Consider the following 23,665-nt stretch of genomic DNA (forward strand, 5'->3'; position numbering starts at 1 on the left):
CCTTTCTCAGGGGCTGTACGGATCTCAAGGGCTGTACGGGACCTGCAGTGCCGCCCAGGACTTCGCGCCCGGCCACCCGTCGGCCGCCGCGCCGGTGTAGCGGAGCTTTCGCTGCCACTTCGCGTACGACCGGCGGTCGGCCTCGGTCCACTGGGGGCCGGGGCCGTCGGTGTAGGCGGAGCAGCCGAGGGCGACCAGGCGCTTGCCCATCGCTGTGACGATCGGCGACCGGGGGTGCTTCTTGAACCAGGCGGCGCCGGGGAAGGGTTGGTACGTGGGCCTCGTCGCACTGGTCGGCTTCTTGCCGAGCCGGGTGGCGACCCTGGCCCGGAAGTCGGTCATCGTGAACCCGCGCGGGTCGATCTTCGCGCTGGTCCACTCCTTGTGCCCGATGACGGAGCCGGCGCTCCAGCCGTGTGCCCGGCACAGCGCGGCCGCCGCCCGGGCCGTCGCGTCCAGCTGGGCCTCGGGCCAGGGGTCCTTGCCGTCGCCGAGGTTGACGCACTCGAAGCCGTAGAAGCGGACGTTGCCGTCGGTGTCGTTCTCGTTGGGGGAAGGGAGAGCGGTGCGCTCGGTGACTACGGCGTTCAGTACGTCGCCGTCGCCGCTGCCGGCGTGGTTGGCGCGGCCGTTGCCGACCAGGTGCACCGTGCCGTCCTTGGCGATGACGCCGTGGCAGAGCGGGCCGGGGAGATCGGAGCGGCCGTTGAAGCAGAGGTTGACGGTGGCGGCGGTACCCGAGGTGACGGTGTGGTGGATGATCACGCCGTTGACGGGGCCCCAACTTCCCTTGTGGTTGCGGTTGTTGGTGCGCCAGCCGGGGTGTTCGACGACGGTGACGCCCTCGGCCCGCAGGGCGGAGACGAGGGCGTCGGCGGAGAGGGGTGTGGCCATGGGCTGCCTTTCAGGGGTGACGCGGGCATGAGAAAACCCCGGCCGGGTGGCTCGGGGTGGATGTGGCGCGGGGTGGGTCAGGTGGTTGCTGTCTCTGTCTCTGTCTCTGTGTCCGTGTCCGTGTCCGTCTCCGGATCCGGGGTGCTCGGGCTCGTCCACGTGGCGCACAGGGCCGCGTACTTCTCCGTGTTCGCCCGGAAGTCGTCCAGTGCGGCGGCGACCGCCCGTTGCACGGCCGTCTGGTCCGGTACGACGGGGTCAGCGCCGGTCGGCTGGACCGTGACGCGGCCGCCGCCGCGCAGGACGGCGCCGCTGCCGTCGGTCTCGGAGAACTGGGCCGTGACGGTCACGGACGCGTGGCGTCCGGTGAGCGGGTCGGGGGCGATGATGCTGCTGAGGCTGGCGTCGGAGACGTTGACGTGGATCGTGTGAGCGTCCTCGACGACCGTGGCGCGGCCGGCGTAGTCGATCGCGACGCCCCAGGGCTGGCTGGTGTCGATGTCCATGGGTTTCTCCGTGAGGGCTGAAGAGCCTGAGGGCTGAAGGGGCTTACGAGGTCTGGAGGCCGAACATCATCCGCGGCTGGGCGTAGACCGTGCCGGAGGTCGAGGTGACCCGGGCCTGGATCTCCACCTTGAGCAGCGAACCGAACGAGGTGTTGAAGTCGGCGGCGACGGCGCCGGTGTGGTCGAGGGACGTGGGCGCGGTGACCGCACCGGACCACTCGGCGTCGTTGATCAGGACCCGGACCTCGCCCGTGGCACCGGAGCTGACCGCCGTCGCGACGAAGATGCGCATCCGCGGCTGCCACAGCGGGTTCCAGGACCGGGCGACCGTCGACCAGTCCGTCAGAGTGGTGCGCGGCCAGCGGGCGTTGTCCAGGTCGGTCGGCAGCGCCATCGGGAGCCAGGGCCGGGCCAGGCCGCCGGTGTCGATGTCGTCGGAGAAGATCTCGCGGCCGTTGACGTCGTGGACCCGCAGCGGCTGCTGGGAGGTGCTGGTGCCGTCGCCGTTGTACACACTCAGCGCCAGCTTGCCGGTCTGGCGGCGGATCGCGAGGCCGAACTCGTCGCCCGTCCACTTGCCGACCCGGAACACCTCGGAGCTGTTGTCCGGGGTCCGTACGGAGATGTAACCGCCCGCGCCCGAGCCCTTGTTGAGGGCGGGCAGGCCGTTGACGGCGGTGGACAGCTGCTGGATGCGGCGTTCCATCTGGGTGAGCCGGTCGATGATGTCTTCGGGGAGCTGGGGCATCAGACCTCCTCCAGGTAGAGCTCGGCGGTGTCGGGGCGGCCGCGCTGGGCCGGGCTCACCTTGACGCCGATGATCCGGTAACGGGCGTCCAGGCCCTCGGCCCACCATTCGTCGGTGATGCGGATACGGACGGTCCGGCCGAGCAGGGCGGGCGGGACCAGGTCGTCGAGGCGGACGCTGATCTCCGGGATCACCACGGCCGCGGTGGCCGATGCCAGTTCGGCCTTGGCCAGCGAGTTCAGGGTGGCCTTGCTGGTGATCTCGGTGTGGTCGGAGGACAGGTCGATGCGCGGGTAGCCCGCCTTGGTGATCAGGTCGTCGGCGACCTGGATGTCGGAGCACTGCGGGCGGGACTCCGCGGCCTGGTTGTCGTTGACGGAGGCCCCGCGGGTCCGCGCGGTGGTGCCGCCACGGGTGGCGTCGCGCGGAAAGGAGTACGACAGGATCGTGCCCGGCCGGTCCAGGAGCAGGTCGGTGGTGCCGATCAGGATCTTCGGGTTGCCCAGGCGCAGCCGGCGCGTCCGTTCGCCGGTGGACGGGTCGCGGTAGACGGCGATGTGGTGCTCGAAGCCGTTGTCCACGGCGGCGAGCGCGTCGAGCGCCTCCAGGTAGACGGTCTCGTCGCCGTCGCGGTAGGAGACGGTGCGGGTCTGCGTGGAGGTCTCGTCGCCGGACGTGACGGCGATGTCGCCGCCGGCCTCGGTGGGCTCGGCTTCGGCGTCGACGGTCCCGGTCTGGAGGTGCCGCCACAGCTTGCGGGCCACCTCCAGCTGGTCCTCGTCGGTGAACGCGAGGTCCTTGCGGATGCGGCGGCGGCCCGCGTACGACTCGAAGGTGGCCGCCTGGATGCCGAGGGTGAGGACGCCCCGGGTGTCGCTCTGCAGGGTGGACGTCCAGATGATGCCGCCCCACCACAGGTCGTTGCCGCGCTGGAGATACACCGAGGTGCGGCCCTCTTCGATGCGGCGGGCACGGGCGGCCATCTCGGCGTTGGGGAGGGGGACGGTGCCGAAGAGGGAACCGGCCTTGCCGATGTAGTCGTCGACGGTGACGTCTCGTAGGGGCAGGATGTCGATGGTGTGGTCGGTGAGCAGGTCGCAGAAGATCGCCCGGTAGGGCGTGTTGATCGTGCTCATGAGGCGGCCTCGTAGGTGGCGGTACCCCGGACGGCGTGCGAGGCGGCCCAGGTCCAGGGCGACAGGGCGTCCGCGGTGCCCTGGCTGGCACTGGCGATCGCGGCGGCGTCGACCCGGCCCGTGCCGATGTTCAACTCGAAGGTGCTGGTCGTGGCGAGGTAGATCCGGCCCATCAGGCGGGCGGCGTTGGTGGCGGACAGCTCGGCGAAACCGATGACGGGCTGGGCGGTGGCCGCGGCCACCGGCAGCGAGAACCGCCAGTTGTCCGCGGTGGTGGGGCTGGTGCCGAAGTTGGTGGTGGTGCCGAACTGGATCGAGAAGTTGAGGTGCACGGTCGTACCGGACTTGAGGTACCGGCAGTTGACGGTGGCGTTGCCGTACGACGGCAGGGCGCTCCCGGTGCCGGTCGTCCAGGCCGGCGTCCAGCTCTGCCAGGTCGGCAGGACCGGGTAGTCGGCCCAGGCGCTGCCGGTCCAGCGCTGCAACTGGCCATTGATGTCGCGGTACTGGCCGGGGTAGGAGCCGATCGCGGTGTCGGACGTGACCGACAGGATGCCGCCGACGGCGACCGTCGGGGTACGGCGGTCGGCGAGGACGGAGGACCAGGCGAGACCGCCGCCGCCCGCACTCGTGCCCTTGGCCACGGTGACCTGGTACAGCGGGATCGCGAGTGCGGGTACGGGCTTGACGGCCGGGATGGCGGCCGGCGTGCCCGGGACGATCTCGACGACCGCCTCGGTACGGCCCAGGCCGTCGTACGCGTCGTCGTACACCCGCAGCACGACCAGGTCGATCCGGTCGTACAGGGCGTCGCCGTCGGCGAAGGTCAGGGGCAGGTACCCGGTCAGGGCGACCGGGTAGGCGCCCTGGCTGTCGGTGCCCTGGAGGACCGCGCGGCCGGGGCTGACGCTCACGGTCATGGTGTTCGGGGTACCGGTCAGGGTGAATCCGGAGATCCGCCACTGGCCGTCGGGGGAGCCCGGCAGGATGCCGGAGCGGGTGGCGACGGCCGAGGTCGGAGTGAGGGCGCCGAGCGAGACGAGCCGGGTGTCCTCGCGGGACTGGCCGTCCGGAGACAGCCAGCCGGAGCGTACGGGCATGGGGAACTCCCTTTCTGGGGCAGGTCAGTTGGCCGGGGGCAGTTGGCCGGGGTCAGCCGGCCGGGTCAGTTGGCCGGTTCGGTGCGCATGAAGATGTTGTCGAACCAGCAGGTCACGGCCGCGTCGCTGGAACGGTGCATGGCGGTCGCCGTGTAGCTCGTGCCCGGGGTGAGCCCGCCCAGCCGCCACACCGTCGAGACTGACGAGTAGACGGTGCCGCCGTGGGAGGCGCAGTTCTCGTCGTTCGCGCTCAGCACGACGGTGCTGCCCTGGGTGACCTGCGGGGCCATGAACGCCGTGGCGGTGGTGCTGCTCTGCGTCAGCATGCGCGCGCCGAAGTGGAGGAGTACGGCGCCGGTGGTCGGGGCGATGAAGGCGAGGGTGAGCGCGGTGACGGCGGATTCCGTGAGCGCGGCCGTGTAGGTCGTCGACGTGGTGTAGCCGGAGTCCAGGGACGACGCGAACGGCGGCGGCGTGATCGCCGACTGCCATGCGGAGCCGTTCCAGCGTTGCAGGACGCCGAGGGAGGAGTCGCGGTACTGGCCGGTGTAACTGCCTGTGGTGACCGCGCCGGAGGGGGCGATGCCGCCGAGGGCCTTCGGGTACCTGACCCACGCGGTGCCGTTCCACCGCGTGAGGAAACCGGACTCGTCGTTGTCCTGGTACTGGCCGGGGTAACTGCCGGCCGCTGTCGCGTTGTTGTAGACCGGGAGGATGCCGCCGGCCGAGACCAGCGTGGTGCGCAGGTCGGTGTTGGAGGTGGCCCAGGGGATGCCGCCGGTGCCCGCGCTGGTTCCGGCCGGGACGGAGACCCGGAACAGCGGGAGCGCCAGGTCCGGGGTGGTCGGTGCGACGGGGGCGGCGGCCGGGGTGCCCTGGACGATCTCGACGACCGCCTCGGTGCGGCCGGAGCCGTCGTAGGCGTCGTCGTATACGCGCAGCACGAGCAGGTCGATGCGGCCGTACTGGGCGTCGCCGTCGGCGAAGGTCACCGTGACGTCCTCGTCGAGGGCGACCGGGTAGGCACCCTGGGTGGTGGTGCCTTGGATGACGGCCCTGCCGTGGTAGACGACGGCGGTCATCGTGCCGACCTTGCCGCCCATCCACAGGCCGCCCACCCGGTACTGGCCGTCGTACGTGCCAGGCAGGATGCCCGAGCGGGACTGGAGGGGGCCGGCCGGGGTGGTGGCGCCGAGGGCGCTGTGGCGGGTGGCCTGGCGGGTCTGGCCGGTGGGGGACAGCCAGCCGGAGTGCAGCGTCATGGTCAGCGAGTCCTTCGGTTGGTCTCCGGGCTGTGTCGGCTCAGGAGGGGGACGCGGCTTCGTAGGTGCCGTGGATGGACAGGACGTCCCCGGAGGCCCAGGCGAAGGGCAGCGACCTGTCCCAGATGCCGGCGCTGCTGCCGAGGGTGTCGCGCACCGAGCGGACGATGCCGCCGTTGGTCGTGGCCAGCAGGCCGGAGCCCTGGTAGAAGAAAGAGGCCGAGGAGTCGAACGCCTCGGCGTTCAGCACCCGCCCGTCGAGCTTCCAGGCGGGGGCGGCGACCGGGGCGGCCGGCAGCGAGAACGTCCAGTTGGCGTTGGCGTCCTGGGCGTCCAGGTTGGTCGTCGAACCGATCTTCAGGTAGATCCGGACGTGCACGACCGTGCCGATCTTCATGTACGACCCGGCGAGTGTCCCGTTGCCGATCGTGGGCGCGATGCCGTTCTCGGCGCCCCAGACCGGCGTGTAGTCGACCCAGCTCGGCACCGGCTGGTACGACACCCATGTCGTGCCGTTCCAGCGCTGTAGCAGCCCGGAGGACGAATCCCGGTACTGGCCGGTGTAGCTGGCCGTGGTGACCGCACCGGCCGGGGCGATCCCGCCCAGCGCGCTCGGGTACGACACCCACGCCGAGCCGTCCCAGCGCTGCAGCGTGCCCCCGGAGTCGCGGTACTGGCCGGGGTATGCGCCGTTGCCGGTGTCGCCGTACGCCGGGAGGATGCCGCCGAGCGCGACGACGGACGTCCGCAGGTCCTCGGCGTCGTTGTTCCAGTTGACGCCGCCGTTACCGGCGCTGACGCCGGCCCGCACGGTGACCCGGTAGACCGGCAGCGCGATGTCCGGGAGCGGGGGGTCGACGGGGGTGGCGGACGGAGTGCCCTTGATGATCTCGACGGCGGCCTTCGTGAAGCCGGAGTCGTCGTACAGGTCGTCGTAGATACGGAGTACGACGAGGTCGATCCGGGCGTGGGAGGCATCGCCGTCGGCGAAGGTGAGGGGGAGCGACTCGGGGAGCGTGACCGGGTAGGCGCCCTGGTTGTTCTCGGCCTGGATGACCGCCCGGCCCTCGTACACGGTCGCCTTCATGGTGCCGGCGCCGCCCTCCATCCAGAAGCCGGAGACTCGGTGCTGGCCGCTGTAGGAGCCGGGCAGGATGCCGGAGCGGACCCCGACGGGGTTGCTCGGCGTGGTCGCGCCGAGCTGGGTGAGGCGGGTGTCCTCGCGGGTCTGGCCGGTCTCGGCCACCCATGAGCTGCGCAGGTTCACGAGTGTTCTCCTCTGGGGTGGGGCACGGGGCGGGTCGCGGGGTTCGGCACGGAGTAGGGCACGGCGTAGGGCACGGAGTCGGGCCCGGGCCGGGTCACCATTCGGCGTCGCGCCAGCGGACGGTCATCCGGGCGCCGGTGTCGTACGTGTCCGGCCGGAACGCCAGCTGGGCACGGCCCGGTTCGAAGGCGAACAGTTCCTCGGGACTGCTGTCGGCGGCCGCGGTGTGGCGGCGCGAGGCGGTGCCGTTGAGGGTGACCGTGCCGGCCGCGGTGTCGACGACCAGCTCGTCACCGGCGGCGAGGGTGATGTCGTAGCGCAGGCGGCGGGCGGAGGTGCGGTCGGTGACGGTCGGGTTGGCGCACGGGCCGTTGAAGGTGAGCACCGGGTGCGTGGGCGCCGAGCCGGTGTTGTCGGCGTTGACGTCTCCGGTGGAGGCCGTCTGGCCCCAGTACAGCGGCCAGGTCAGCGGCCAGGTGAGGCCGCTCTCCGGCTGCGGGGCGCCGGTGACGGCGGCCTGCTCGTCGACGGCGTAGCGGCGCGGGTCGGTGGCGTACCACTGCACGGACGCCTTCGAGACGCCCTGGGTGGTGTACGTCCGGTCGGCCGCCAGCACGCGCTGGCTGACCCGGGCCCGCACGGCCAGCGTCTCGCCGTGCAGCCGCACGGCGAGCCAGCGCTCGGCGTCGCCGAGGAGGAGGGCCTGGCGCAGGACGCGCATCGCGGCGAGGGAGGACTCGGTGCCGCTCTCCGCCGGTACGGTCCACAGGGTGCCGCCGACCTTGCGGGGCTTGGCGTAGCGGGTGCCCGGCCAGGCGCCGTGCGCGGTGGGGTGGTCGGCGTCGGAGCTGTCGTACTCGGGCAGGTCCTCCCAGCCGCTGAGGCCGCCGCGGTCGATCTCGTACGGGGTGCCGGGGCCGAGCAGCAGTCCGGCCCACTGCATCTGCCCGTCGCGGGTGATGAGTGAGCCGGGGGGAACATCGTCGGTGTATGCGGTTGTGGATATGTCGGCCATCGGGCGTCACCTCACTACTCTCGTCGCTCTCGGGTTCAGGTCCTCGGGTGTGTTCACGCGTGTGCCGACGCGAGGAAGAGAAGGTCTTCGGCGGTGCCCCGGGCGCCGGTACCCGCACTCTCGTGGAACTCTTTGATGTGATGCGGGAGTTGGGACCGGGACCGGTTTCGCCGGGCGAGTGCCCGCTGCCGCTCCAGGTGGGTGAGCGGCAGCACCCGGCCCGCCCGGCGGGAGGCGCCGGGGACCGCGACGCCGCCCTTCGCGAGCATCGGGATCTCGTCCAGGTCGACGCCGAACTTCTTGCCGAGGAGCGAGAAGCTCAGTGAGTTGAGCCCGTCGATGACCCAGTTGCAGAACGCGATCAGCCCGTTGACCGGTCCCTTGATGACACCGGCGAAGGTCTGGGCGCCGGTCGTGACGAACTGCCCCATCGCACGCAGGGTGTTGGAGGTCGCCTCCTTGATCCGGGTGAACATCCGGGGGATGTCCTTGGTGATCCAGGTCAGCGCCGGCTTGACCGCGTTCTTGAAGCCCCGCCAGATCGACGACACCCTGCCGCTGAGCGTGCGGGTGTCGCCGGTGGTGAGGGCCCTGACGGCGGCGAAGGCGGTGCCGAGGAGCGTGCTGATGACGGAGATCGCGGTGGTGATGAGGGTGAGGTAGGCGGTGGCGTACGTGTTCACCGCGCTCGCGATCGCCTTGAGCAGCGGCGTCATGACGGTCAGGTAGCCCTCGACGTACTTCAGTACGAGCGTGGCGAGCTGCTTCATGAGCCGCTGACCGGTCTCGGAGTTCATCGCGAGGTCGAGCAGCCAGGCGGCGACCGGGAGGAGCAGGCCCGTGACGAAACCGATGGGGTTGGCGCGGGTGAGGGCGTTGATGACGAGCATGACGCCGGAGCCGATGGTCATGGCGGTGCCGAAGGCGCCCATCAGGTCGCCGACGATTCCGGCGACGTCGATGAGACCGGCGGCCAGGGCCAGGATGCCGCCGGCGGCGGACGTGAGCCTGCCGAGGGCCTTCGTGGAGCGTTTGGCTTCGCCGCCGGCCGCCTTGATGCCGGGTGCGGCGGTGGTGGCGGTCTGCCCGGTCCTGGTGACGGAGCGGGCGGCGGCGTCGGCGTTCGTCTTGACCTGGCGCAGGGCGGTGGCGCCCTGGTCGGCGGCGGGACGGATGCGGTCTACGGCGGTGGCGGCGCCCTTGATCCGGTCGGTGAGGCTGCGGAGGGTGGACTGGGTCTGCGTCACCTTCGTACGGAAGGAGCTGAGGACCGGCGCGACTCCGGCGAACGGGTTGACCGGCAGCGGTATGCCGCCCGCCGATATGGAGGCGGCACTCATCCGCGGGCCTTCGCCAGGAACATCAGGGCGTCGGCGGTGCGCTGGGGGCTGCCGGCCTCGGCCGCGTAGTAGTGCTCGATGTGCAGCGCGCCGTGTGTTCCGGCCGCGCCGGCGTAGGCCGGGCCCTGTGCGGCGGCGCGCCTGAGCAGTCGGTCCAGCTTGCTGAGCGGCAGTACGGCTTCCGCCTCACCGGCCTCGGCGAGGATCGCCGGTACACCGCCGGAGCGAGGCATGACGACACCGCCGGCCGCGAGGGCGGGGATCCTCGGCAGGCTGACGCCGAAGGTCTTGCCGCCGACCTTCGGGACCCAGCCCGGGATCGACACCTTGATGCCGTTGAGGGCGCCGATCGCGGAGTTGATGATGCCGATGACGGCGTTGATCGGGCCCTTGACGGCGCTCTTGATGCCGTCGAAGGCGCGGCCCGCGATGCCCTTGAGGCCGCCCCAGACGCTGGACAGCCTGTCCTTGACGGCGCGGAAGGCGTTCGGGATCGCGGACTTGATCCAGTTCACGACCGGTGAAATGACGGCCTTGATGCCCTTCCACACGGTGGAGACGACCGTCTTGATCGCCTTCAACGCGGTGCTGATGACCTTCTTCCAGATGCCGACGTAGGTCTTGATGACGGTGGCGACGGCCTTGACGACCGCCGAGATCGCCTTCTTGATCCCGCTCCAGACCGACTTGATCAGTTTCGCGGCGTTCTTCATGATCGGCCCGATGGCCTTCATGACGCTGCTGATCACGGCCTTGATGGCGCCGAAGGCCGCCTTGAGGACCTTCTGCATGGTCTTCGACTTGGTCGCCATCTCGACGACCTTCTCGATGAGCGGCATGAGCAGGTCCATGAGCATGCCGAAGAAGTTGCCCTTCATCGACTTGTTCATCTTGTCCTGGCCCTTGGCCGCCTTGGTCGCCCCCGACTCGTACTTGCCGAGGTTCTTTCCGGCGGTGGAGCCGGTTTTGCCGGCCTTGGCTATGGACTTCTCGGCTTGGTCGGAGGCCTTCTTGAGGTCCTTGAGCTCCTTTTCGGAGCTTTGGGCGGCGGTCTTGAGGGCCTTGAGCTGGGTAGCCCCTGCCTTGCCGGCGTTTCCGACACCTTTCGCCGCCGACTCGGCGCCGGACGCCTTCGACTTGAAGTCCTGCAGGGATCCGGACGCCTGCTTCAGTGAACTAACGAGACTCATGGCACACCTCCTTCAGGCGGAACGGGGTCATCTGGCGGCGGGGGCGGTGGCGCCGCCGCCGATGGCGCCGGCCGCGGTGCTGGATGCGGTGGCCAGGTCCACGAACGTTCGCCGCAGGGTGTCGGCGTTCCGGTTGAGGTCCTGGGCTGCTGCGGCGATCTCCCGGAACGTCTGAGCCTTGGGGAGCTTTTCGGGCTTGTAGTTCGTCATCGACGTGTTGAGCTCACCGACGGCCCCGGCCACGTCGAGGATGGTCTGCTTGGGGCTCGGGGTCAGCTTGCCCTTAAGGTTCGCGATCGCCTTGGCGAGCTTGTTGATCTTCCCTGAGGAGTACATGTTCCGGGTTGCGTTGTTGAAGTTCTGGATCTCCGGGACGAGGTCCTTGAGCGCGTCTTTGAGACCGTTGAGGATTTCCTGGGTGAGGCCGTGCGGGTTGATGGAGACAGCTGTGAGGGAATCTGCCTGCTGGCGGGTCATGAACTGTGGCAGGCCACTGTCTCCCGTGGCAAGAACGCGACCTTGAGTGTTTGTGCGGCCCAACATACTGCGGGCGAACAGTTGCGAAAGTTTCTGCAGGCCAAGGTTGAACACTTTTCCGAGGTCGAGCAGCTTTCCCATGATGACCACACCGAGGGCGCCGATGATCAAAGTGACTTGAACCCAGAAATCCTTCTGCTTGAACGCCTCGAGGAAGTCTTTGAGGCCAACCGATTCCATTAGAGCTTGCCAGAATGTCTTCGTTTCGTCCTTGCCCTCCTTGATTTTATTCTTGAGGTTGTTCTCGACGGTCGTCAGTTCCGAATTTGTTACATTGTTCTCGGGTTTGACATGTGAGTTCAGCATGGTTTTCACCGTGCTGATTTCCTCCTTGAGTTCTGCGATTTTCTCAAGGGTTTCGGAGTCTGATCCGCTGGCCATTTTTACCTCGCGATACTGGGGGTTGCTTCCAGTTGCCGTCGACTGCTAAAATCCGCCGACTTCAATGAGAGTGGTAGGGGTGGGCATGTTTGATTTCCCGGTGATCCTGGGAATAGGTCTCATAGTGTTCGGGGTCTTTGCTCTATTGGCCCAGTCCGGTAATTTCGTGACATATCGCCTCATGCGGAACTTGAAGCACCATGGTGTCGATGGGCAGGCGGTTTATAAATCCCATGAATACGCGAATCCCCGATCGCAGCGGGTCTATTTCGACGTCCGCCTGCCGGAGGGGGAGCCGCGTGCTGAATTCCACGAGTACATGCAGGGGCTGCCTGGCCCCGAGGGCACGGTCGTGCCGGTCGTGTATGACAGAAGGAAGCCGCGGCGCGCGAAGACGGGAACCCGCAAGGATCTCAACTTCGACGCGGAGCGGCTTGTCGTGCTGTTCGCTGGGGGCACCGGCCTTGCGCTACTCGCAGTTGGGGTGCTGCTCTGTATCGTCGGTGCCGTGACGTGAGTCGGTCACCGGGTCGACGGGCTGTGATGCCGTGAATTCAGATGCTGCTTTTATTGTCTCCTGTATTCTTCAGGTGCTGGGATTTGCTGCCATGATTTCCCATATCGGCATATTCCGGGATTATCGGCGGCTGCGGAACCTGGCGCGGCACGGTGTAGAGGGAGAGGCCGTCTCGACCGCGCAGGATTACGCCGGCGCCGGGCAGTACCGGGTGCAGTACGAGGTCCGCCTGGCTGACGGTGAATCCAAGGCCGAGTTCCACGCCCTGCAAAGAGTGATGGCGGAGCTCGGCACTGTGGTCCCTGTGGTGTACGACAGGACGAAGCCGCAGCGTGCGAAGACAGGATTCCTGGAGGACATCAACTACCGCCCCGATCAGCTCTCCGTTTTCGTCTTCGGGTACGGCGGTGTGGCGGCGTATCTCATGGGTGTCGTGCTGCTGGTCCTGTCCTGAGGGTCGCGGTGGTCACGACTTCCCGCGCTCTGGTTGATGGCGAGAGCTGGCCCCAGCCGCTACGCTGCCCGACGCGTCTCCAAAAGCTTTCCGAAGTCGAGCTGTTTTCGAAGCGCATTTGTCATAAGTGGGGGTGCGATGAGTGGCATTGCGGCCGTGGGAATTGTCCTGATGGGATTCGGCGCGCTGCTCTGCTTCGCGAATTGCGGGGGTCTTGAGAAGTTCCTGAAACTGCGGAATCTGGAACGGCACGGCGTCGAGGGTGAAGCGGTCTCCACGCGTGAGGAATGCTCAGCAGTGGGCCCCATGTGTTCTACGAGATCCGTCTTCCCGACAGCTCGACCCGGGACTACCCCCCGTCTTTCGAGGAGGTGGGGGTTGATCCGCGAGGGCCGGTGGGCACCGTCGTTCCGGTGGTGTACGACCGAAGGAAGCCCAGCCGAGCCAAGACCGGCACGCTCGCGGACATCAACTCATCCGAAGAGCGGTTCTACGTCGTGCTGTTCTCGGTGCCCGGGCTGGCGCTGATGGCCGTGGGTGCGGTGCTTGCGCTCGTCCTCTACTGAAGTACGCAGGATGTGCCAGGAGGCTCGAGCCTGACGACGGTGACACGGCCACGATCACCACGCCGACCAGTTCCTGGGCCGACGTTCAGGTGGCGGCGCCGGTCGACGTTATTTACGACCCGCAGAGCCGAAGCTCGCAGCGATCGCTTATCAGTTGCCCAAGGGCGGAACCGTGCTCCATCGCTTCCTGGTCAGTGGAGTCCGAGGGTAGTCGAACGGCTCGTAGGGTCTCTCGCGGAGTCCGGTGACGATGGGTCCGGTGGTGGCGGAGCGCTGTGCCGACGCGCCTGAACCTACGGTTTCCTTCGCAGCCGGCCTGTCCCCAGGGCGCCTGTGAACTCCGTCCAGGCATCTCGTCCCACCGACGCGCAGGGCAGTTCCGGGTGCTTGGAGTCGCGTATGGCGATGACGTGTCCGGTCTCGGCTATCTCGACGCAGGCATTGCCGGAGTCCTCGGAGTACGAGGACTTGCGCCACTGGGGCTGGAGGGACAAGGGCTGGGCACCTCTTACAGGTCGTTGCCGATCTCGAGGATGAGGTCTCTCGACTTGTTCGGATTCAACGTCACCTGTTCGACCAAGTCCAGCCGTCGCCGGAAGTTGACCAGTTGGGTGGGTGAGTCGAAAAAGACTGCCCCGTTCCGGGAGTCCACCTCGACCGTGTCCAGGCGAGGGCTGGCGGCGGAAACGTACATCATCGTGTCGCCGGCCATCGGGAAGCCCTCGGCGGTGAACGGGATCACGAGCAGGCGGACGTTGGGGAGCTCGCTCTCCTCCAGCAGACGGTTCAGCTGCGCCTTGGCGACCTGGCGGCCTCCCGTGTGCATGCGGAGAGCCGCTTCGTGGACCAGCCCGACGTACGGCACGCCGGGTTCGTTCGTGATCACGGCGTGCCGGGCGAGGCGGTGGGCGATCCTCAACTCGACCTCCAGGCGTGGCAACGCCGGGACGAACAGATTGAACAGCGCCCGCGCGTGGTCCTCGGTCTGGAAGAGGCCGGGGATGTGGGCCGTCTGGAGCGTCCGCAGGCCTGTGGCGTGGTGTTCGAGTTCGGCCACGTCCAGGAAGTCCGGGGGGATCTTTCCCCGGTACTCGTCCCACCAGCCCCTCGTCCGTCCGCCGGTCATTGCCGCGAGGGCGTCGATGAGTTCGGTGTCGTCGCACTCGTAGATGCCGGCCAGGCGGCGCAGCCGCTGCTCGCTGATGCCGAAGCGGCCGGACTCGATGTTGGAGATCATCGTCCGGTCCGCGCCGAGCCGCTCGGCCGCAACCGGAGCGGAGAGGCCTGCGGCCTCCCGCATTCTGCGCAGTTCGGCTCCGAAGCGCCGTTGGCGGATGGTGGGTTTCTGCCGGGGTGCCATGGATCAACTCCTCGCTCGCGCGCACAGTTTGCCGACATGCGTGACGGGCGTCCAACGAATCTAGAAGTAAGACCCGTTCGAGTGAGATATGTAGCACGCGTTTTAAGCTTCCCGGTAGCTTATGGGTCGATCGCTTGGGTTATTCGTCAACTCCCCGCGAGGTGAACGATGGACACAGCCTCCACCCCCTTCGACGCAACCCCCACCCGCGTCGGCTGGGACGCCTCCGTACTCGATCCGTACCGGCCCGTTGCCGAGGCCCGGCACCGGACTCGGATCTGGCTTCAACAGCACTGGAAGCTGGGCGAGTTGGTGGATCCCGTGGAGCTCGCCGTCGGTGAGCTGTGTACGAACGCCGTACGACACGGGGGCGGGCTTGCCGGGCTGGAGTTGGTCCTGGCGGCCGGGCGGCAGTTCGCGCCGGCGTTGCTGCGGGTGATGGTGATCGACCATGCCCCCGAACGGGTGCCCGAAGTGCCCGCCGACGCCGACCTGTTCGGCGAAGGTGGCCGGGGGCTGCGTCTGGTCGAGGCCTTGGCGCGTCGGTGGGGGTGGCATCGGACGGGCTTCGACGAGAAGCAGGTCTGGTGCACCTTTGCAGTCGCGTCCGGCGCCGTCCTCGCGGGATCGGCGGATCCGTGCCACCCCCGGACCCGGTGAGCGACTAGGAGGACCGTCGGCCCGGGCGCGCCCGCCGTGCCTCTGTCAGTGCGTCCGTCCAGCCGGCGGCGTAGGCGCGGGATTCCCGGGTGAGCAGCTCCTCGTACACCTGGTCGAGCAGGGCCTCGCGGCTGGGGGCGCAGGCGTGCAGGAGGTGGGCGAGGCGGGTGTAGGTGTCCGTCGGCTGCTGCGGGTGGTTGCTCGTGCCAGTCGTCGCCATGTCGGCCTGCTTTCCGGTGTGTCCGCTGGGCTGGTGGTACAGGTGGCGCCTCGGGGCGTTCGAAACGCGTGTTCGAACTAGTGTACGAGTGATCCCGCGGTGCCGTCCCGTGTTTGCCGAGGCGGATCCGCCGTGCGTGGTCCGGACCTGCGGCGATGCGGGATCCGGTGAATGTTCTGTCCGGTTGGTGGAGTAAGATCCGGCCGTTCTTCCGTCGGTGAATGAAGTGTGAATAAACGGGCTCCACAGGAAGCTGAGGGCCTGGCAGACGACGGCGACGGCCGCCGATGGCCGTCCTCGCGCCGGGGGGTGCGATGGGGCAGGTGACGAGAGCAAGGCCTACTGGGTGGATGCGGACGCGAGCAACGCGCGGCACGAGCATGTGATCGACTGGCTGGAACAGTCCGCCGATCTGCCACATCTCATCGCCAGAGTCTCCGAACTCGTCCACCGTCTCGGCTACGACCCACAGGACCTCATCGTCCTTCCCCGGGGTGAACTCGACCGGCGCGAACTGGGCGCCTACAGCGCGGCCTGGGCGGACGTGGTGGCCGAGCAGATGCCGGGGATACGGCGTGCCTACGAGGAACGGATCACCGCCGCGTACTTCGAGGGCCACGAAGACGCCCGCACCGGCCGCCGGCCGCGCCGAACCGGACGGCCCGAGGACGCGCGGGGCGGCGAGGTCATCCCGCTGCCGTATCTCCAACTCCTGCGGCCCCCTTCGGAAGTGACGCGGGTAGAGGAGCGGGGCGAGCGGGAGCGGTCGGTGGCCGACGAGAACGAGCAGTCGCCCGAGCCCGAGCCTGAGCTTGAACCCGGCCCCGGCCCCGGCCCCGGCCCGGTCAGCGTGCCCGCCGCCGACATCCTGCTCTCCGCGCGTGACGTGCGGGAGACGAGCCCGGCGGTCGAGCGGCGGCCGGTGGTGCGGCGCAACGGGCGGCCCAGCGTGCCCCCGCTGAAACGTGCCGCCGACACCGGGGCGTTACGGGACAGGAGTCGCCGCCAGCAGGAGCAGCCCGATCCGCAGGTGCCCCGGGACGAGGACCGCCCCCGGCTCTCGGACAAGGCCCGGGTCCTCGCCGACGAGCTGGAGGGCAAGGGCAGGACCTCGGGCCGGGGCCGGGACGAGAAGGACGAGCAGACGCCGGGGCCTCGTTGAGCCGGGGCTCCGCCCCGATCGGGGTGAAGAACCAGGCGGAGAATCAGGCGAAGAATCGGGCCAGCTGGACCGCGGACGGCGTCGAACCGTCCCCGGGTGTCCCCCGACCGTCGATCGGCGACCGCTCCGGCCCTGCCTCTCCTCCTCCTTCTCCTTCTCCTTCTTCTCGTTCGTTCCCTGCCTCCCCTTCCTCTGCCGCGTCGCCCGGGCGCGGGACCGGCACCGGAGGCTCCGGCTGGTCACCGTCCTCGGACGAGTTGACGCACATGAACATCCAGTTGGCGGCGGCCAGATGGTCCACCGTCGCCGCCAGCAGATGGTCGGTCACCGACCACTCGGCGGCCTCACCGTGCAGGTCCCGATTCAGGGCACTGTCGCGCGGCAGGTGTTTGACGAGCACCGCGAGCCGGCGACAGGAGAGCCGGTCGCGGTGCCAGTCGAGCAGGTCGATGCCGTAGTAGCGGAGCAGGTCCGCCTCCAGGGCCTCGGCGTGTTCGTCTACGAACCCGACGAGGCTCAGCCTTCCCCCAGGCCGAGCCCCGTCTCCTTGCCGTAGGCCTCCAGGATGGCGGCGATGTCCTGCATGGTGATCTCGTACCGCTCGAAGCGGGCGAACTGCTGCTCACCCATGAGCAGGCCGAGCAGCCCGTCCACGTCGTTGTCGTCGAGCTTGCGCAGGGCTCGGGCGGTGGCCCGGGTCAGCTCGGTGGGCAGGGTGAAGGTCTCGCCGTCGAGCTCGAACGACCAGGTGCGGCCGAGGGCTTCGAGGCGCTGGGCGCGGGCAGCGTTGACGTCGAATCGGGCCATGGTGAGGCGTACTCCTTGGAGTTCTTGAAGACCGCGGACAGAAGACTGAAGGCGGGTGAACGGTGTGGGGCCCGGGGTGGGGCGGGTCGGCGCCCGCCCCACCCCGGGAGGTCAGGCCGCCGCGTACGAGGCGTCCTTCATCACGAAGCTGGCGAGCGCCGAGCCGTCGGCGGATGCCATCGCCGTGTAGGTGATGCCGAGCTGGGCCGCGGACTTGCGGGCCAGCTTGATGTCGTCCGCCGCCGTGACCTGGCCGCGCGGGATGCCGAAGCGGTAGGTCACGGTGGTGCCGTCGCTCGCCCGGACGTCCGTGAACTCCAGGCCGAGGGCGCGTACGTCGGCGTACGGGCGGTCGGCGATGTCGTACTTGTAGACGCCCGTGGAGCCGGTGACGGCCTCGACCGCGCCGCCGCCCATGAAGAACGGCAGCGTGTCCTCGTTGAACTGCATCAGCGAGAACTTCAGGGTCAGGTCGCGGTCCGAGTACACGAAGTGCACCGGGCTGACGGCCTGCCACACGTCGACCGGCTCCAGCTTGTCCTTCTTGCTGAAGGTGACGCCCTCACCGGAGGTGAAGCCGAGGTTCTTCCAGCCGGTCGCCCAGTCGGTGGAGGTGTCGGTGGAGAAGGTCGTCGGTACGTCGGTGTCGGCGGTGGCGACGTAGAGGCGGCCTACGCCGGCGATGCGGATCTCGGAGGAGTTGGTTCCTGCCATGGTGGTGGTTCTCCTTGTTCATATGGGTTCATATTGGTGGTTGTCGTGCCCGAGTGGGGGTCCGGGTACGACGAAGGCCCCGCCGGGGTGGCGGGGCCTTCGGTCTGTGGGGCGCGGAGCGTCTGTCAGTAGACGTCCACGTACACCTTCATCACGGTGACGTAGCGGTTGGCCGCCGAGTAGAGGTAGTCGGGCAGCCAGCGCGGGCCGTCCTGTTCCTCCACCTCCGTGACGAGGCTGGTGCCGTACCGGGTGTTGGCCATCGCCAGTACGGCCTGACGGGCGTCGTTGGCCAGGACGTGTGCGGCCTGCTTGGTCGGGCCGTACACCTCCAGCTCGATCAGCGGCTGGTCGACGTGGAGCTCGCCGACCCAGGCGCCGCCTCGGCGGTTGACGAAGACGGCGGCGGCGGTGCCGTCGAAGCCGGACGGTGCCTGGACGTCGACGATCGCGCCGGAGAGCCTTGAGTCGTCCTCCAGGACGTCGACGATCATGGCCTCGACGTCGGGGAAGGTGCTCGGGGGAGTGGGTGTGGTCATGCCGGGTCACCTCGGGGAGCGTTGGGAAGGCGGTGTGGCGCCCTGCGGGCACAGCTCCGCCGCTGCACCAACTGTGACATAGGTGCGTGCGCGCACGCAACTAAATCCGGAGACCTGTTGTGGGGAGGGGGTGGAGGGGAGGGGCTGAGGTTGGGGGGCGCTGTGGGTGCGTGGGGGCTTGTCGCGCCGCAACGCGGCGGAGCCGCACATCGATACAGTCCCGCCCTTGAAGAAAGGGGCGCTGCGGCACATGGGCGTTCAGGAGTGCCGGAACTCGCCGCCCCCGTGCAGGTGCACCCGTCGGCCCACGGGTGTCCTCTGTGGCGCGTCCGGCATCTGGGAGGGATCGTCAGTCGGCGGTCGCGGCCGCGTCCGCCAGCTGACGGGGCTCCTTGTGGTCGCGTTCCATGGCCGGTACGTCGTTCGGCAGGAACTGCTCCACCACGCGGACGAACATCTCCCGTCGGTCGGCCGGTACTCCGAGCAGGTCGGCGACCTCCTCCAGGGTGGGGCGGCGGCCGAACTCCGCGCCGGGTGTGGGGGAGGTCAAGTGGTCGCCGGGGTCGGTCAGTTCCTCCGCGGTCAGCCGGCCGGAGCGGATGAGCATGTCGCGGACCGGTACGCGCAGGGCGCGGGCGAGTCGGCGCGTCGTCTCGAGGTCCGGCATGCTCTGGCGCTGCAGCAGTCGGGTGACGGCGGCGCGATGGACTCCCGCCTCGTCCGCGATGCGTGACTTGCCGCCGCCGCGTGGGCTGTCGATGTCGTAGCCGCGGTCGCGCATCAGGTGCTCGACCCAAGCGGCGAACGCGTCCAGATCCTGGCTGGTCATCTGAGGGCTCGCTTTCCTGTGGAGTGCGGCAAGTTTAGCTTGCTTGCGCGCACGGAATTACGTGCTCTCGTGCAAGCACTGAGGAAAGTCGGTGCGAGGAGGGGAGATTCGGTGTAGGTGATGTCCGACCGATCCGGATCTTCCGATTCCGGCGAAAGGGTCGCTGGCATATTTGTTGCGAGCGCGCTCGCAATCTGTAACTCTGGGCGACGCTTGCTTCACACCCGCCACACTGGGAGGCCCCCATGTCCGTCACCGGCTCGTGTCCACCGCCCCGTCCGAGCGCCTGGCAGACCGCGGCCGCCTGCGCCGGGCTCCCGCCCGGGGTCGTCTTCTCGAAGAAGGTCAAGGAGGCCGCGCCCGCGCTGCGGGCCTGCGCCGGCTGCCCGGTGCGGCGCAAGTGCGAGGAAGCCGTTGCTCCGGCCGACAACTGGTTCGACGGCGTATGCGGTGGTCGCCTGTGGCGCCGCGGTCGCCCGATCGAGATTCCGGCGCACTTCCTGCCGGTCGTGCAGGGCTCGCTTCGCGGAGGCTTCGGTGCCTGACCAGTGCCCGACGCCTGACTGCCGGCCAACTTCTGGCCGACGCCGGACACCTGACGGCCTACCGACTGCTGACGGTGGGCCAGCTCCTGACGGCGGTCCGACGCGTGATCGGAGACCGATGCCTGATCGACGGCAGATGCCCGACGATCGGCAGGTTGCCGGTGGTAGCCCGTCCTCCGGTGGTAGCCCGTCCTCCGGTGGTAGCCCGTCTCCCGGCGGTAGCCCGTCTCCCGGCGGTAGCCCGTCTCCCGGCGGTAGCCCGTCTCCCGGCGGTAGCCCGTCTCCCGGCGGTAGCCCGTCCTCCGGCGGTAGCCCGTCTCCCGGCGGCCGCCCGACTCCCACCCGCCGCCCGACCCCCGCCCCGGCCCCAACACCCACCAGCCACTCCACCGAAGCCGGCTTCGAGACCGCTGCCCTCTGGATCGGCATGCTCCTCCAGCAGTTCCCCGAGCTGGCGACCGAGCTCGCCCCCGGCCGCTCCACTCCGACCAACCGCCCCGCCCCCACACCCCCCGCGGACCTCGCCGACCGCCTCCGCGAGGAGCGTGCCGAGGCTCTGCTCCTCCAGCAGACCCACGGACTCGTCGCCTCCGGCCACAGCGCGGCGCCCCTGCGTCTGCACATCTCCGACACCATCCGTGACATCACCGACGGCGTGATCGAACTGGAGGAGGCGGTGCGCGACCGCCTCGGTCTGCCCCGGGCCCGCCGTGCGACCGTGCCCGAGCGGCTGCGTCGTATCGGCGGCCTGCTCGACGGCATCGCCGCCGACCCCGTGCTCGCCGCGCACGTGAGGGACGAGACCCGCCGGATGGCACGGCGTTGTGCCCGCGCCCTGGGGGACACCGAGACCGTCGTCCGTGTCTCCGGACGCTGCCCCTGGTGCGACTCCGTCTCGCTGCGGGCCTTCCCGGACCGCGCGGCCGTCCTCTGCGTCAACCCGGCCTGCCGTTGCTCGGCACCCGACTGCGGCTGCCACGACGATCCGGCTTACCGGCACACCTGGAACGAGGGGGAGTGGAACCACCGATGAGGACCGACCTGCCGACGCTCATCCCCGGCCCCCTCGCCGCCCAGGAGGCCGGTGTCGCCCCCGCGACCATCCGTAAGTGGGTCCAGCTCGGCCGTCTCACGGCGGCGGGCAAGGTGGGGCGCGCCCAACTCTTCCGGTTGGAAGACGTGTTCGCCGCGGAGCGCGCGGCGGCCCGCGCCACCACCCGAAGACGGTTGCGCTGAGCTGTCGCGCCGGCGGCCTCGCTGCTCGCTGTTCCTTCCCGATTCCTGTCTGCCGAAGGCGGTCACCAGGGCGGTCACCTGGGCGGTGGCCGCCTTCGGCGTTCGCCGCCCCGTAAAGAAGTAGTGAGCTCCATAACAAGTCCATGAAGAAGGTGCGTGGGGCAAGTAAGCGCCGGTTAAGGTGCGCTGAAAGTAGTTGAATGAGACATCTGCTCGTTGCGTGTGCACGTGTTCGCAACGGGCTTCCGGTTTCCCGTGGTGCGCAGAGGGGGCCCGTGTCGCAGGACACGAGCCGAAGCGTCGCCGCGGTCGGGCAAGGGGGCCCGCCCGGAGTGATGTCCAGTGTGTTCAAGTCCCTGGGGGGGACTCCTTGAGATCGCTGTCCATCGTCATACCCGCGCTCAACGAGGCCGAGAACCTGCCCGCGGTGATGGCGTCCATCCCGCGGGTCGAGCTGATGGAGGCGGGGTGGGCGACGGAGGTCATCGTCGTCGACAACGCTTCCACCGACGACACCGCCGAAGTCGCCCGGTCCCTGGGCGCCACCGTCGTCTCGCAGCCCAGGCGCGGGTACGGCAATGCCTACATCGCCGGGTTCGACGCGGCGACGGGCGATGTCATCGCCACAGGTGACGCCGACTGCACCTACCCGTTCGACGCGCTGCCGCACCTGCTGCACATCCTGGACGCCAGGAACGTGGAGTTCATGACCACGAACCGGCTCGGCCGGGAGAACCGGCATGCCATGAAGCCCTCGCACACCATCGCCAACCACGCGCTGAGCGGCCTCAGCCGGGCGCTGTTCCGCAACGGCCTGCGCGACTCGCAGTCCGGGATGTGGATCTTCCAGCGGCATGTGTGGACCGGGATCGACGTCCGCTCGCCCGGTATGGCGTTCTCCCAGGAGATCAAGAACGCGGCGACCCGGGCCGGTTTCCGCTGCCTGGAGGTGCCCATCGAGTACCGGGTGCGCGGCGGCGAGGTCAAGCTGAACGCGCTGCCGGACGGGGTCGCCAACCTGCGCCAGCTGTTCGAACACAAGCTCCGGGACAATCGTTTCCGCACCACGCCCGCCCGCATGGTCCCCGCTGCCGAGGCGGCCCGGGCCAACGCCGCGGCGGAGCGGGCCGCGCAGGCCGCCGAACAGGCCGCGGCTCTCGTCGCGGAGCTCGCCGCCCGCGCCACCCTTCCCGCCCTGCCGACTCCGCGCACGGTCGACGACGTACGTCTGGAACTGGCGTGAGCAGTCGGTGGTGCGCGGCCCGCTTCCGCGCGGGGCGATCCCTGGAATGGGGATGCCTTGCCGTCCGTTAAGGTGCACCGCATGTCGACAGAATTCGAACAAGGTGAAGAGCCTGGGAAAGTCGGGCATTTCACCTCTCGTCGTAGGGTGCTGAGGGCGCTGTGGGCCGCCCCCGCCCTCGTCGCGCTGGGCAGTGGATGCTCGGCGGACACCGGCACCGCCTCGCCCGAGGCAACGGACTCGTCCAAGTCGCCGTACGAACTGCCCTCGGCGGTCGCGCAGGCGGAAGGGGCGCGCACGAAGCCCCTGGACTTCGGGCTCGCCTACAGCGACACCCTGCCGTGGATGAACGACGCGGATCTCGCCCAGGCGCTCGACGATGCCGTCGACCTGGGCGTCACCTGGATCCGCGCCGACGTGTCCTGGACGAACATCCAGCCCGACGGCGAGACGCAGTATCTGTGGGAGCGTTTCGACCGGGTGGCCCGCGCCGCGCAGGAGCGGGACCTGAAGGTGCTCGCCACCCTCGGCTACACCCCTCAGTGGTCCCGCGACGCCGCGTGCGCGTCCGAGGGCGCGACCTGCCCTCCCGCGAGCAACGCCCGCTTCGCCCAGTTCGTCGGCGAGGCGGTGAGTCGCTACTCGGCGATGGGCGTGCACACCTGGCAGATCTGGAACGAGCCCAACATCAGCGGCTTCTGGGCGGGTGGCGCCGACCCCGAGCGCTACGCGGAGATGGTCAAGGAGACGTCCAAGGCCATCCGCGCCGCCGACCCTGACTCCTTCGTCCTGCTGGCCGGCCTCGCCAATGCCGCCACCACCAACAGCAGACGTCAGACCCCCGCCGACTTCCTGGACAACGTGCTGGAGCGCGGCGTCGGCGACCATGTGGACGGGATCAGCTTCCAGGCGTTCTCCCACGGCATGCTGCTCAGCACGAAGACCGGTGACAGCCCCTACGAGCAGGTCACCGGCGTCCGCCGCAGCCTGACCGCGGTCCTCGCCCGGCACGAGCAGACCGATCTGGAGATCTGGCTCACCGAGACGGGCGCCCCCACCGACGGCAGGGGCGCGGTCGCCGACAGAGAGCGGCCCGGCGTGGAGACCAGTCATGTCACCCTCGCCCATCAGGCGCGGATCGCCACCGACATGGTCAAGGCGGCGGACGAACTCACCGCGGTCACCAAGGTGTTCTGGTACGGACACCGCGACGTCAAGTCTCCCGAGGCGAACGCGGGCACATGGGCCTACTACGGGCTCATCGACTACGCCGGCGAGCGCAAGCCGTCGTTCGACGCTTTTCGAGACGCGATCGCGGCATATCGGGCCAAGGACTGACGGCCGGTGACCCGGGCGGGGGGAACCGACCCGGGCGGGCCGTCCACACGATCGCTGCCGCCGGTACCACCGGGCGGCTTCGGCGCTACGACCATGTGG

The 23,665-nt window shown here is 69.1% G+C and carries 29 protein-coding genes; 10 read left to right on the top strand and 19 right to left on the bottom strand.

The features are described from left to right. Nucleotides 1-24: 24 nt before the first annotated feature. The 11 genes from QFZ76_RS30470 to QFZ76_RS30520 form a co-directional block, all read right to left on the bottom strand. A complete protein-coding gene (locus QFZ76_RS30470; RefSeq protein WP_307676700.1) occupies nucleotides 25-894 on the bottom strand; it encodes a peptidoglycan-binding protein in 870 nt (289 codons plus the stop codon). Between the two features lie 77 nt (nucleotides 895-971). Continuing rightward, complete coding sequence (locus tag QFZ76_RS30475; RefSeq protein WP_307676701.1) at nucleotides 972-1,400, bottom strand: ATP-binding protein; 429 nt, start codon at nucleotides 1,398-1,400, stop codon at nucleotides 972-974. A gap of 43 nt (nucleotides 1,401-1,443) precedes the next feature. Beyond that, nucleotides 1,444-2,148: a hypothetical protein gene (locus QFZ76_RS30480; protein WP_307676702.1), complete on the bottom strand. Its 705-nt coding sequence runs from the start codon at nucleotides 2,146-2,148 to the stop codon at nucleotides 1,444-1,446. Further along, the gene (locus tag QFZ76_RS30485) at nucleotides 2,148-3,284 is read right to left on the bottom strand and encodes a hypothetical protein (RefSeq protein ID WP_307676703.1); all 1,137 of its coding nucleotides are present in this window, start codon (nucleotides 3,282-3,284) and stop codon (nucleotides 2,148-2,150) included. The genes QFZ76_RS30480 and QFZ76_RS30485 overlap by 1 nt, the downstream gene beginning before the upstream one ends. Beyond that, a complete protein-coding gene (locus QFZ76_RS30490; protein ID WP_307676704.1) occupies nucleotides 3,281-4,384 on the bottom strand; it encodes a hypothetical protein in 1,104 nt (367 codons plus the stop codon). The genes QFZ76_RS30485 and QFZ76_RS30490 overlap by 4 nt, the downstream gene beginning before the upstream one ends. A 65-nt stretch (nucleotides 4,385-4,449) precedes the next feature. Continuing rightward, entirely contained in the window at nucleotides 4,450-5,646 is a 1,197-nt protein-coding gene (locus QFZ76_RS30495; protein ID WP_307676705.1) for a hypothetical protein, read from the bottom strand. Nucleotides 5,647-5,686: 40 nt separating this feature from the next. Continuing rightward, entirely contained in the window at nucleotides 5,687-6,913 is a 1,227-nt protein-coding gene (locus QFZ76_RS30500; RefSeq protein ID WP_307676706.1) for a hypothetical protein, read from the bottom strand. A 94-nt stretch (nucleotides 6,914-7,007) separates the two neighbouring features. Beyond that, nucleotides 7,008-7,928 (bottom strand): phage tail domain-containing protein, encoded by a 921-nt coding sequence (locus QFZ76_RS30505; protein ID WP_307676707.1) that lies wholly within the window; start codon nucleotides 7,926-7,928, stop codon nucleotides 7,008-7,010. 53 nt (nucleotides 7,929-7,981) lie between these two features. Continuing rightward, nucleotides 7,982-9,268 carry a tape-measure protein gene (locus QFZ76_RS30510; protein ID WP_307676708.1) on the bottom strand — a complete coding sequence of 429 codons (1,287 nt, stop codon included), beginning with the start codon at nucleotides 9,266-9,268 and terminating at the stop codon, nucleotides 7,982-7,984. Further along, a complete protein-coding gene (locus QFZ76_RS30515) occupies nucleotides 9,265-10,458 on the bottom strand; it encodes a phage tail protein (RefSeq protein WP_307676709.1) in 1,194 nt (397 codons plus the stop codon). The genes QFZ76_RS30510 and QFZ76_RS30515 overlap by 4 nt, the downstream gene beginning before the upstream one ends. A 27-nt stretch (nucleotides 10,459-10,485) precedes the next feature. Further along, nucleotides 10,486-11,376 carry a hypothetical protein gene (locus QFZ76_RS30520; RefSeq protein WP_307676710.1) on the bottom strand — a complete coding sequence of 297 codons (891 nt, stop codon included), beginning with the start codon at nucleotides 11,374-11,376 and terminating at the stop codon, nucleotides 10,486-10,488. A gap of 85 nt (nucleotides 11,377-11,461) precedes the next feature. Here QFZ76_RS30520 and QFZ76_RS30525 point away from each other — a divergent pair, with 85 nt between their 5' ends. The 3 genes from QFZ76_RS30525 to QFZ76_RS30535 all read left to right on the top strand — a co-directional run bounded on the left by QFZ76_RS30525 (nucleotide 11,462) and on the right by QFZ76_RS30535 (nucleotide 12,913). Further along, nucleotides 11,462-11,893 carry a DUF3592 domain-containing protein gene (locus QFZ76_RS30525; protein ID WP_307676711.1) on the top strand — a complete coding sequence of 144 codons (432 nt, stop codon included), beginning with the start codon at nucleotides 11,462-11,464 and terminating at the stop codon, nucleotides 11,891-11,893. A gap of 31 nt (nucleotides 11,894-11,924) precedes the next feature. Continuing rightward, nucleotides 11,925-12,347: a DUF3592 domain-containing protein gene (locus QFZ76_RS30530; protein ID WP_307676712.1), complete on the top strand. Its 423-nt coding sequence runs from the start codon at nucleotides 11,925-11,927 to the stop codon at nucleotides 12,345-12,347. Between the two features lie 308 nt (nucleotides 12,348-12,655). Beyond that, the gene (locus QFZ76_RS30535; RefSeq protein ID WP_307676713.1) at nucleotides 12,656-12,913 is read left to right on the top strand and encodes a hypothetical protein; all 258 of its coding nucleotides are present in this window, start codon (nucleotides 12,656-12,658) and stop codon (nucleotides 12,911-12,913) included. 293 nt (nucleotides 12,914-13,206) lie between these two features. On the opposite strand, the gene QFZ76_RS30540 is transcribed toward QFZ76_RS30535, so the two are convergent. Together QFZ76_RS30540 and QFZ76_RS30545 are read right to left on the bottom strand one after the other, a co-directional pair. Then, the gene (locus QFZ76_RS30540; protein ID WP_307676714.1) at nucleotides 13,207-13,407 is read right to left on the bottom strand and encodes a DUF397 domain-containing protein; all 201 of its coding nucleotides are present in this window, start codon (nucleotides 13,405-13,407) and stop codon (nucleotides 13,207-13,209) included. A 14-nt stretch (nucleotides 13,408-13,421) separates the two neighbouring features. Beyond that, entirely contained in the window at nucleotides 13,422-14,273 is an 852-nt protein-coding gene (locus QFZ76_RS30545) for a helix-turn-helix transcriptional regulator (protein WP_307676715.1), read from the bottom strand. A 168-nt stretch (nucleotides 14,274-14,441) separates the two neighbouring features. Between QFZ76_RS30545 and QFZ76_RS30550 the strand changes: the two genes are divergently transcribed. Continuing rightward, the gene (locus tag QFZ76_RS30550; protein ID WP_307676716.1) at nucleotides 14,442-14,933 is read left to right on the top strand and encodes an ATP-binding protein; all 492 of its coding nucleotides are present in this window, start codon (nucleotides 14,442-14,444) and stop codon (nucleotides 14,931-14,933) included. Between the two features lie 4 nt (nucleotides 14,934-14,937). Here QFZ76_RS30550 and QFZ76_RS30555 read toward each other — a convergent pair whose 3' ends face one another. After that, nucleotides 14,938-15,153: a hypothetical protein gene (locus QFZ76_RS30555; protein ID WP_307676717.1), complete on the bottom strand. Its 216-nt coding sequence runs from the start codon at nucleotides 15,151-15,153 to the stop codon at nucleotides 14,938-14,940. Between the two features lie 346 nt (nucleotides 15,154-15,499). On the opposite strand from QFZ76_RS30555, the gene QFZ76_RS30560 reads away from it, so the two are divergent. Beyond that, nucleotides 15,500-16,315: a hypothetical protein gene (locus QFZ76_RS30560; protein WP_307676718.1), complete on the top strand. Its 816-nt coding sequence runs from the start codon at nucleotides 15,500-15,502 to the stop codon at nucleotides 16,313-16,315. Between the two features lie 43 nt (nucleotides 16,316-16,358). On the opposite strand, the gene QFZ76_RS30565 is transcribed toward QFZ76_RS30560, so the two are convergent. The 5 genes from QFZ76_RS30565 to QFZ76_RS30585 form a co-directional block, all read right to left on the bottom strand. Then, complete coding sequence (locus QFZ76_RS30565; protein WP_373464373.1) at nucleotides 16,359-16,715, bottom strand: hypothetical protein; 357 nt, start codon at nucleotides 16,713-16,715, stop codon at nucleotides 16,359-16,361. A 116-nt stretch (nucleotides 16,716-16,831) separates the two neighbouring features. After that, on the bottom strand, nucleotides 16,832-17,122 hold the full coding sequence (locus tag QFZ76_RS30570; protein ID WP_266435082.1) for a hypothetical protein: 291 nt from the start codon (nucleotides 17,120-17,122) through the stop codon (nucleotides 16,832-16,834). Between the two features lie 111 nt (nucleotides 17,123-17,233). Then, nucleotides 17,234-17,836 (bottom strand): phage tail protein, encoded by a 603-nt coding sequence (locus QFZ76_RS30575; RefSeq protein WP_307676719.1) that lies wholly within the window; start codon nucleotides 17,834-17,836, stop codon nucleotides 17,234-17,236. A 125-nt stretch (nucleotides 17,837-17,961) separates the two neighbouring features. After that, on the bottom strand, nucleotides 17,962-18,375 hold the full coding sequence (locus QFZ76_RS30580; protein WP_266435078.1) for a hypothetical protein: 414 nt from the start codon (nucleotides 18,373-18,375) through the stop codon (nucleotides 17,962-17,964). Between the two features lie 349 nt (nucleotides 18,376-18,724). Next, on the bottom strand, nucleotides 18,725-19,204 hold the full coding sequence (locus QFZ76_RS30585) for a helix-turn-helix transcriptional regulator (RefSeq protein WP_307676720.1): 480 nt from the start codon (nucleotides 19,202-19,204) through the stop codon (nucleotides 18,725-18,727). 245 nt (nucleotides 19,205-19,449) lie between these two features. Between QFZ76_RS30585 and QFZ76_RS30590 the strand changes: the two genes are divergently transcribed. The 5 genes from QFZ76_RS30590 (at nucleotide 19,450) to QFZ76_RS30610 (ending at nucleotide 23,566) form a co-directional block, all read left to right on the top strand. Further along, nucleotides 19,450-19,749 carry a WhiB family transcriptional regulator gene (locus QFZ76_RS30590; protein ID WP_307676721.1) on the top strand — a complete coding sequence of 100 codons (300 nt, stop codon included), beginning with the start codon at nucleotides 19,450-19,452 and terminating at the stop codon, nucleotides 19,747-19,749. Nucleotides 19,750-20,176: 427 nt separating this feature from the next. Then, entirely contained in the window at nucleotides 20,177-20,782 is a 606-nt protein-coding gene (locus tag QFZ76_RS30595) for a hypothetical protein (RefSeq protein ID WP_307676722.1), read from the top strand. Then, nucleotides 20,779-20,985: a hypothetical protein gene (locus QFZ76_RS30600; RefSeq protein WP_307676723.1), complete on the top strand. Its 207-nt coding sequence runs from the start codon at nucleotides 20,779-20,781 to the stop codon at nucleotides 20,983-20,985. Before QFZ76_RS30595 ends, QFZ76_RS30600 begins: the two co-directional genes overlap by 4 nt. Before the next feature lie 370 nt (nucleotides 20,986-21,355). Continuing rightward, nucleotides 21,356-22,228 carry a glycosyltransferase family 2 protein gene (locus QFZ76_RS30605; RefSeq protein WP_307676724.1) on the top strand — a complete coding sequence of 291 codons (873 nt, stop codon included), beginning with the start codon at nucleotides 21,356-21,358 and terminating at the stop codon, nucleotides 22,226-22,228. 147 nt (nucleotides 22,229-22,375) lie between these two features. After that, complete coding sequence (locus tag QFZ76_RS30610; RefSeq protein ID WP_307676725.1) at nucleotides 22,376-23,566, top strand: cellulase family glycosylhydrolase; 1,191 nt, start codon at nucleotides 22,376-22,378, stop codon at nucleotides 23,564-23,566. Nucleotides 23,567-23,665 lie beyond the last annotated feature (99 nt).

Source organism: Streptomyces sp. V4I2 (genome assembly GCF_030817655.1).
In the GTDB taxonomy this organism is placed as follows: domain Bacteria; phylum Actinomycetota; class Actinomycetes; order Streptomycetales; family Streptomycetaceae; genus Streptomyces; species Streptomyces plumbiresistens.

Bases quoted from the DNA above. Each gene is read 5' to 3' on its own strand.
- QFZ76_RS30470 (WP_307676700.1), bottom strand. From the start codon at position 894: ATGGCCACACCCCTCTCCGCCGACGCCCTCGTCTCCGCCCTGCGGGCC.
- QFZ76_RS30475 (WP_307676701.1), bottom strand. From the start codon at position 1,400: ATGGACATCGACACCAGCCAGCCCTGGGGCGTCGCGATCGACTACGCC.
- QFZ76_RS30480 (WP_307676702.1), bottom strand. From the start codon at position 2,148: ATGCCCCAGCTCCCCGAAGACATCATCGACCGGCTCACCCAGATGGAA.
- QFZ76_RS30485 (WP_307676703.1), bottom strand. From the start codon at position 3,284: ATGAGCACGATCAACACGCCCTACCGGGCGATCTTCTGCGACCTGCTC.
- QFZ76_RS30490 (WP_307676704.1), bottom strand. From the start codon at position 4,384: ATGCCCGTACGCTCCGGCTGGCTGTCTCCGGACGGCCAGTCCCGCGAG.
- QFZ76_RS30495 (WP_307676705.1), bottom strand. From the start codon at position 5,646: ATGACGCTGCACTCCGGCTGGCTGTCCCCCACCGGCCAGACCCGCCAG.
- QFZ76_RS30505 (WP_307676707.1), bottom strand. From the start codon at position 7,928: ATGGCCGACATATCCACAACCGCATACACCGACGATGTTCCCCCCGGC.
- QFZ76_RS30510 (WP_307676708.1), bottom strand. From the start codon at position 9,268: ATGAGTGCCGCCTCCATATCGGCGGGCGGCATACCGCTGCCGGTCAAC.
- QFZ76_RS30515 (WP_307676709.1), bottom strand. From the start codon at position 10,458: ATGAGTCTCGTTAGTTCACTGAAGCAGGCGTCCGGATCCCTGCAGGAC.
- QFZ76_RS30520 (WP_307676710.1), bottom strand. From the start codon at position 11,376: ATGGCCAGCGGATCAGACTCCGAAACCCTTGAGAAAATCGCAGAACTC.
- QFZ76_RS30525 (WP_307676711.1), top strand. From the start codon at position 11,462: ATGTTTGATTTCCCGGTGATCCTGGGAATAGGTCTCATAGTGTTCGGG.
- QFZ76_RS30545 (WP_307676715.1), bottom strand. From the start codon at position 14,273: ATGGCACCCCGGCAGAAACCCACCATCCGCCAACGGCGCTTCGGAGCC.
- QFZ76_RS30550 (WP_307676716.1), top strand. From the start codon at position 14,442: ATGGACACAGCCTCCACCCCCTTCGACGCAACCCCCACCCGCGTCGGC.
- QFZ76_RS30555 (WP_307676717.1), bottom strand. From the start codon at position 15,153: ATGGCGACGACTGGCACGAGCAACCACCCGCAGCAGCCGACGGACACC.
- QFZ76_RS30570 (WP_266435082.1), bottom strand. From the start codon at position 17,122: ATGGCCCGATTCGACGTCAACGCTGCCCGCGCCCAGCGCCTCGAAGCC.
- QFZ76_RS30575 (WP_307676719.1), bottom strand. From the start codon at position 17,836: ATGGCAGGAACCAACTCCTCCGAGATCCGCATCGCCGGCGTAGGCCGC.
- QFZ76_RS30580 (WP_266435078.1), bottom strand. From the start codon at position 18,375: ATGACCACACCCACTCCCCCGAGCACCTTCCCCGACGTCGAGGCCATG.
- QFZ76_RS30585 (WP_307676720.1), bottom strand. From the start codon at position 19,204: ATGACCAGCCAGGATCTGGACGCGTTCGCCGCTTGGGTCGAGCACCTG.
- QFZ76_RS30590 (WP_307676721.1), top strand. From the start codon at position 19,450: ATGTCCGTCACCGGCTCGTGTCCACCGCCCCGTCCGAGCGCCTGGCAG.
- QFZ76_RS30595 (WP_307676722.1), top strand. From the start codon at position 20,177: ATGCTCCTCCAGCAGTTCCCCGAGCTGGCGACCGAGCTCGCCCCCGGC.
- QFZ76_RS30600 (WP_307676723.1), top strand. From the start codon at position 20,779: ATGAGGACCGACCTGCCGACGCTCATCCCCGGCCCCCTCGCCGCCCAG.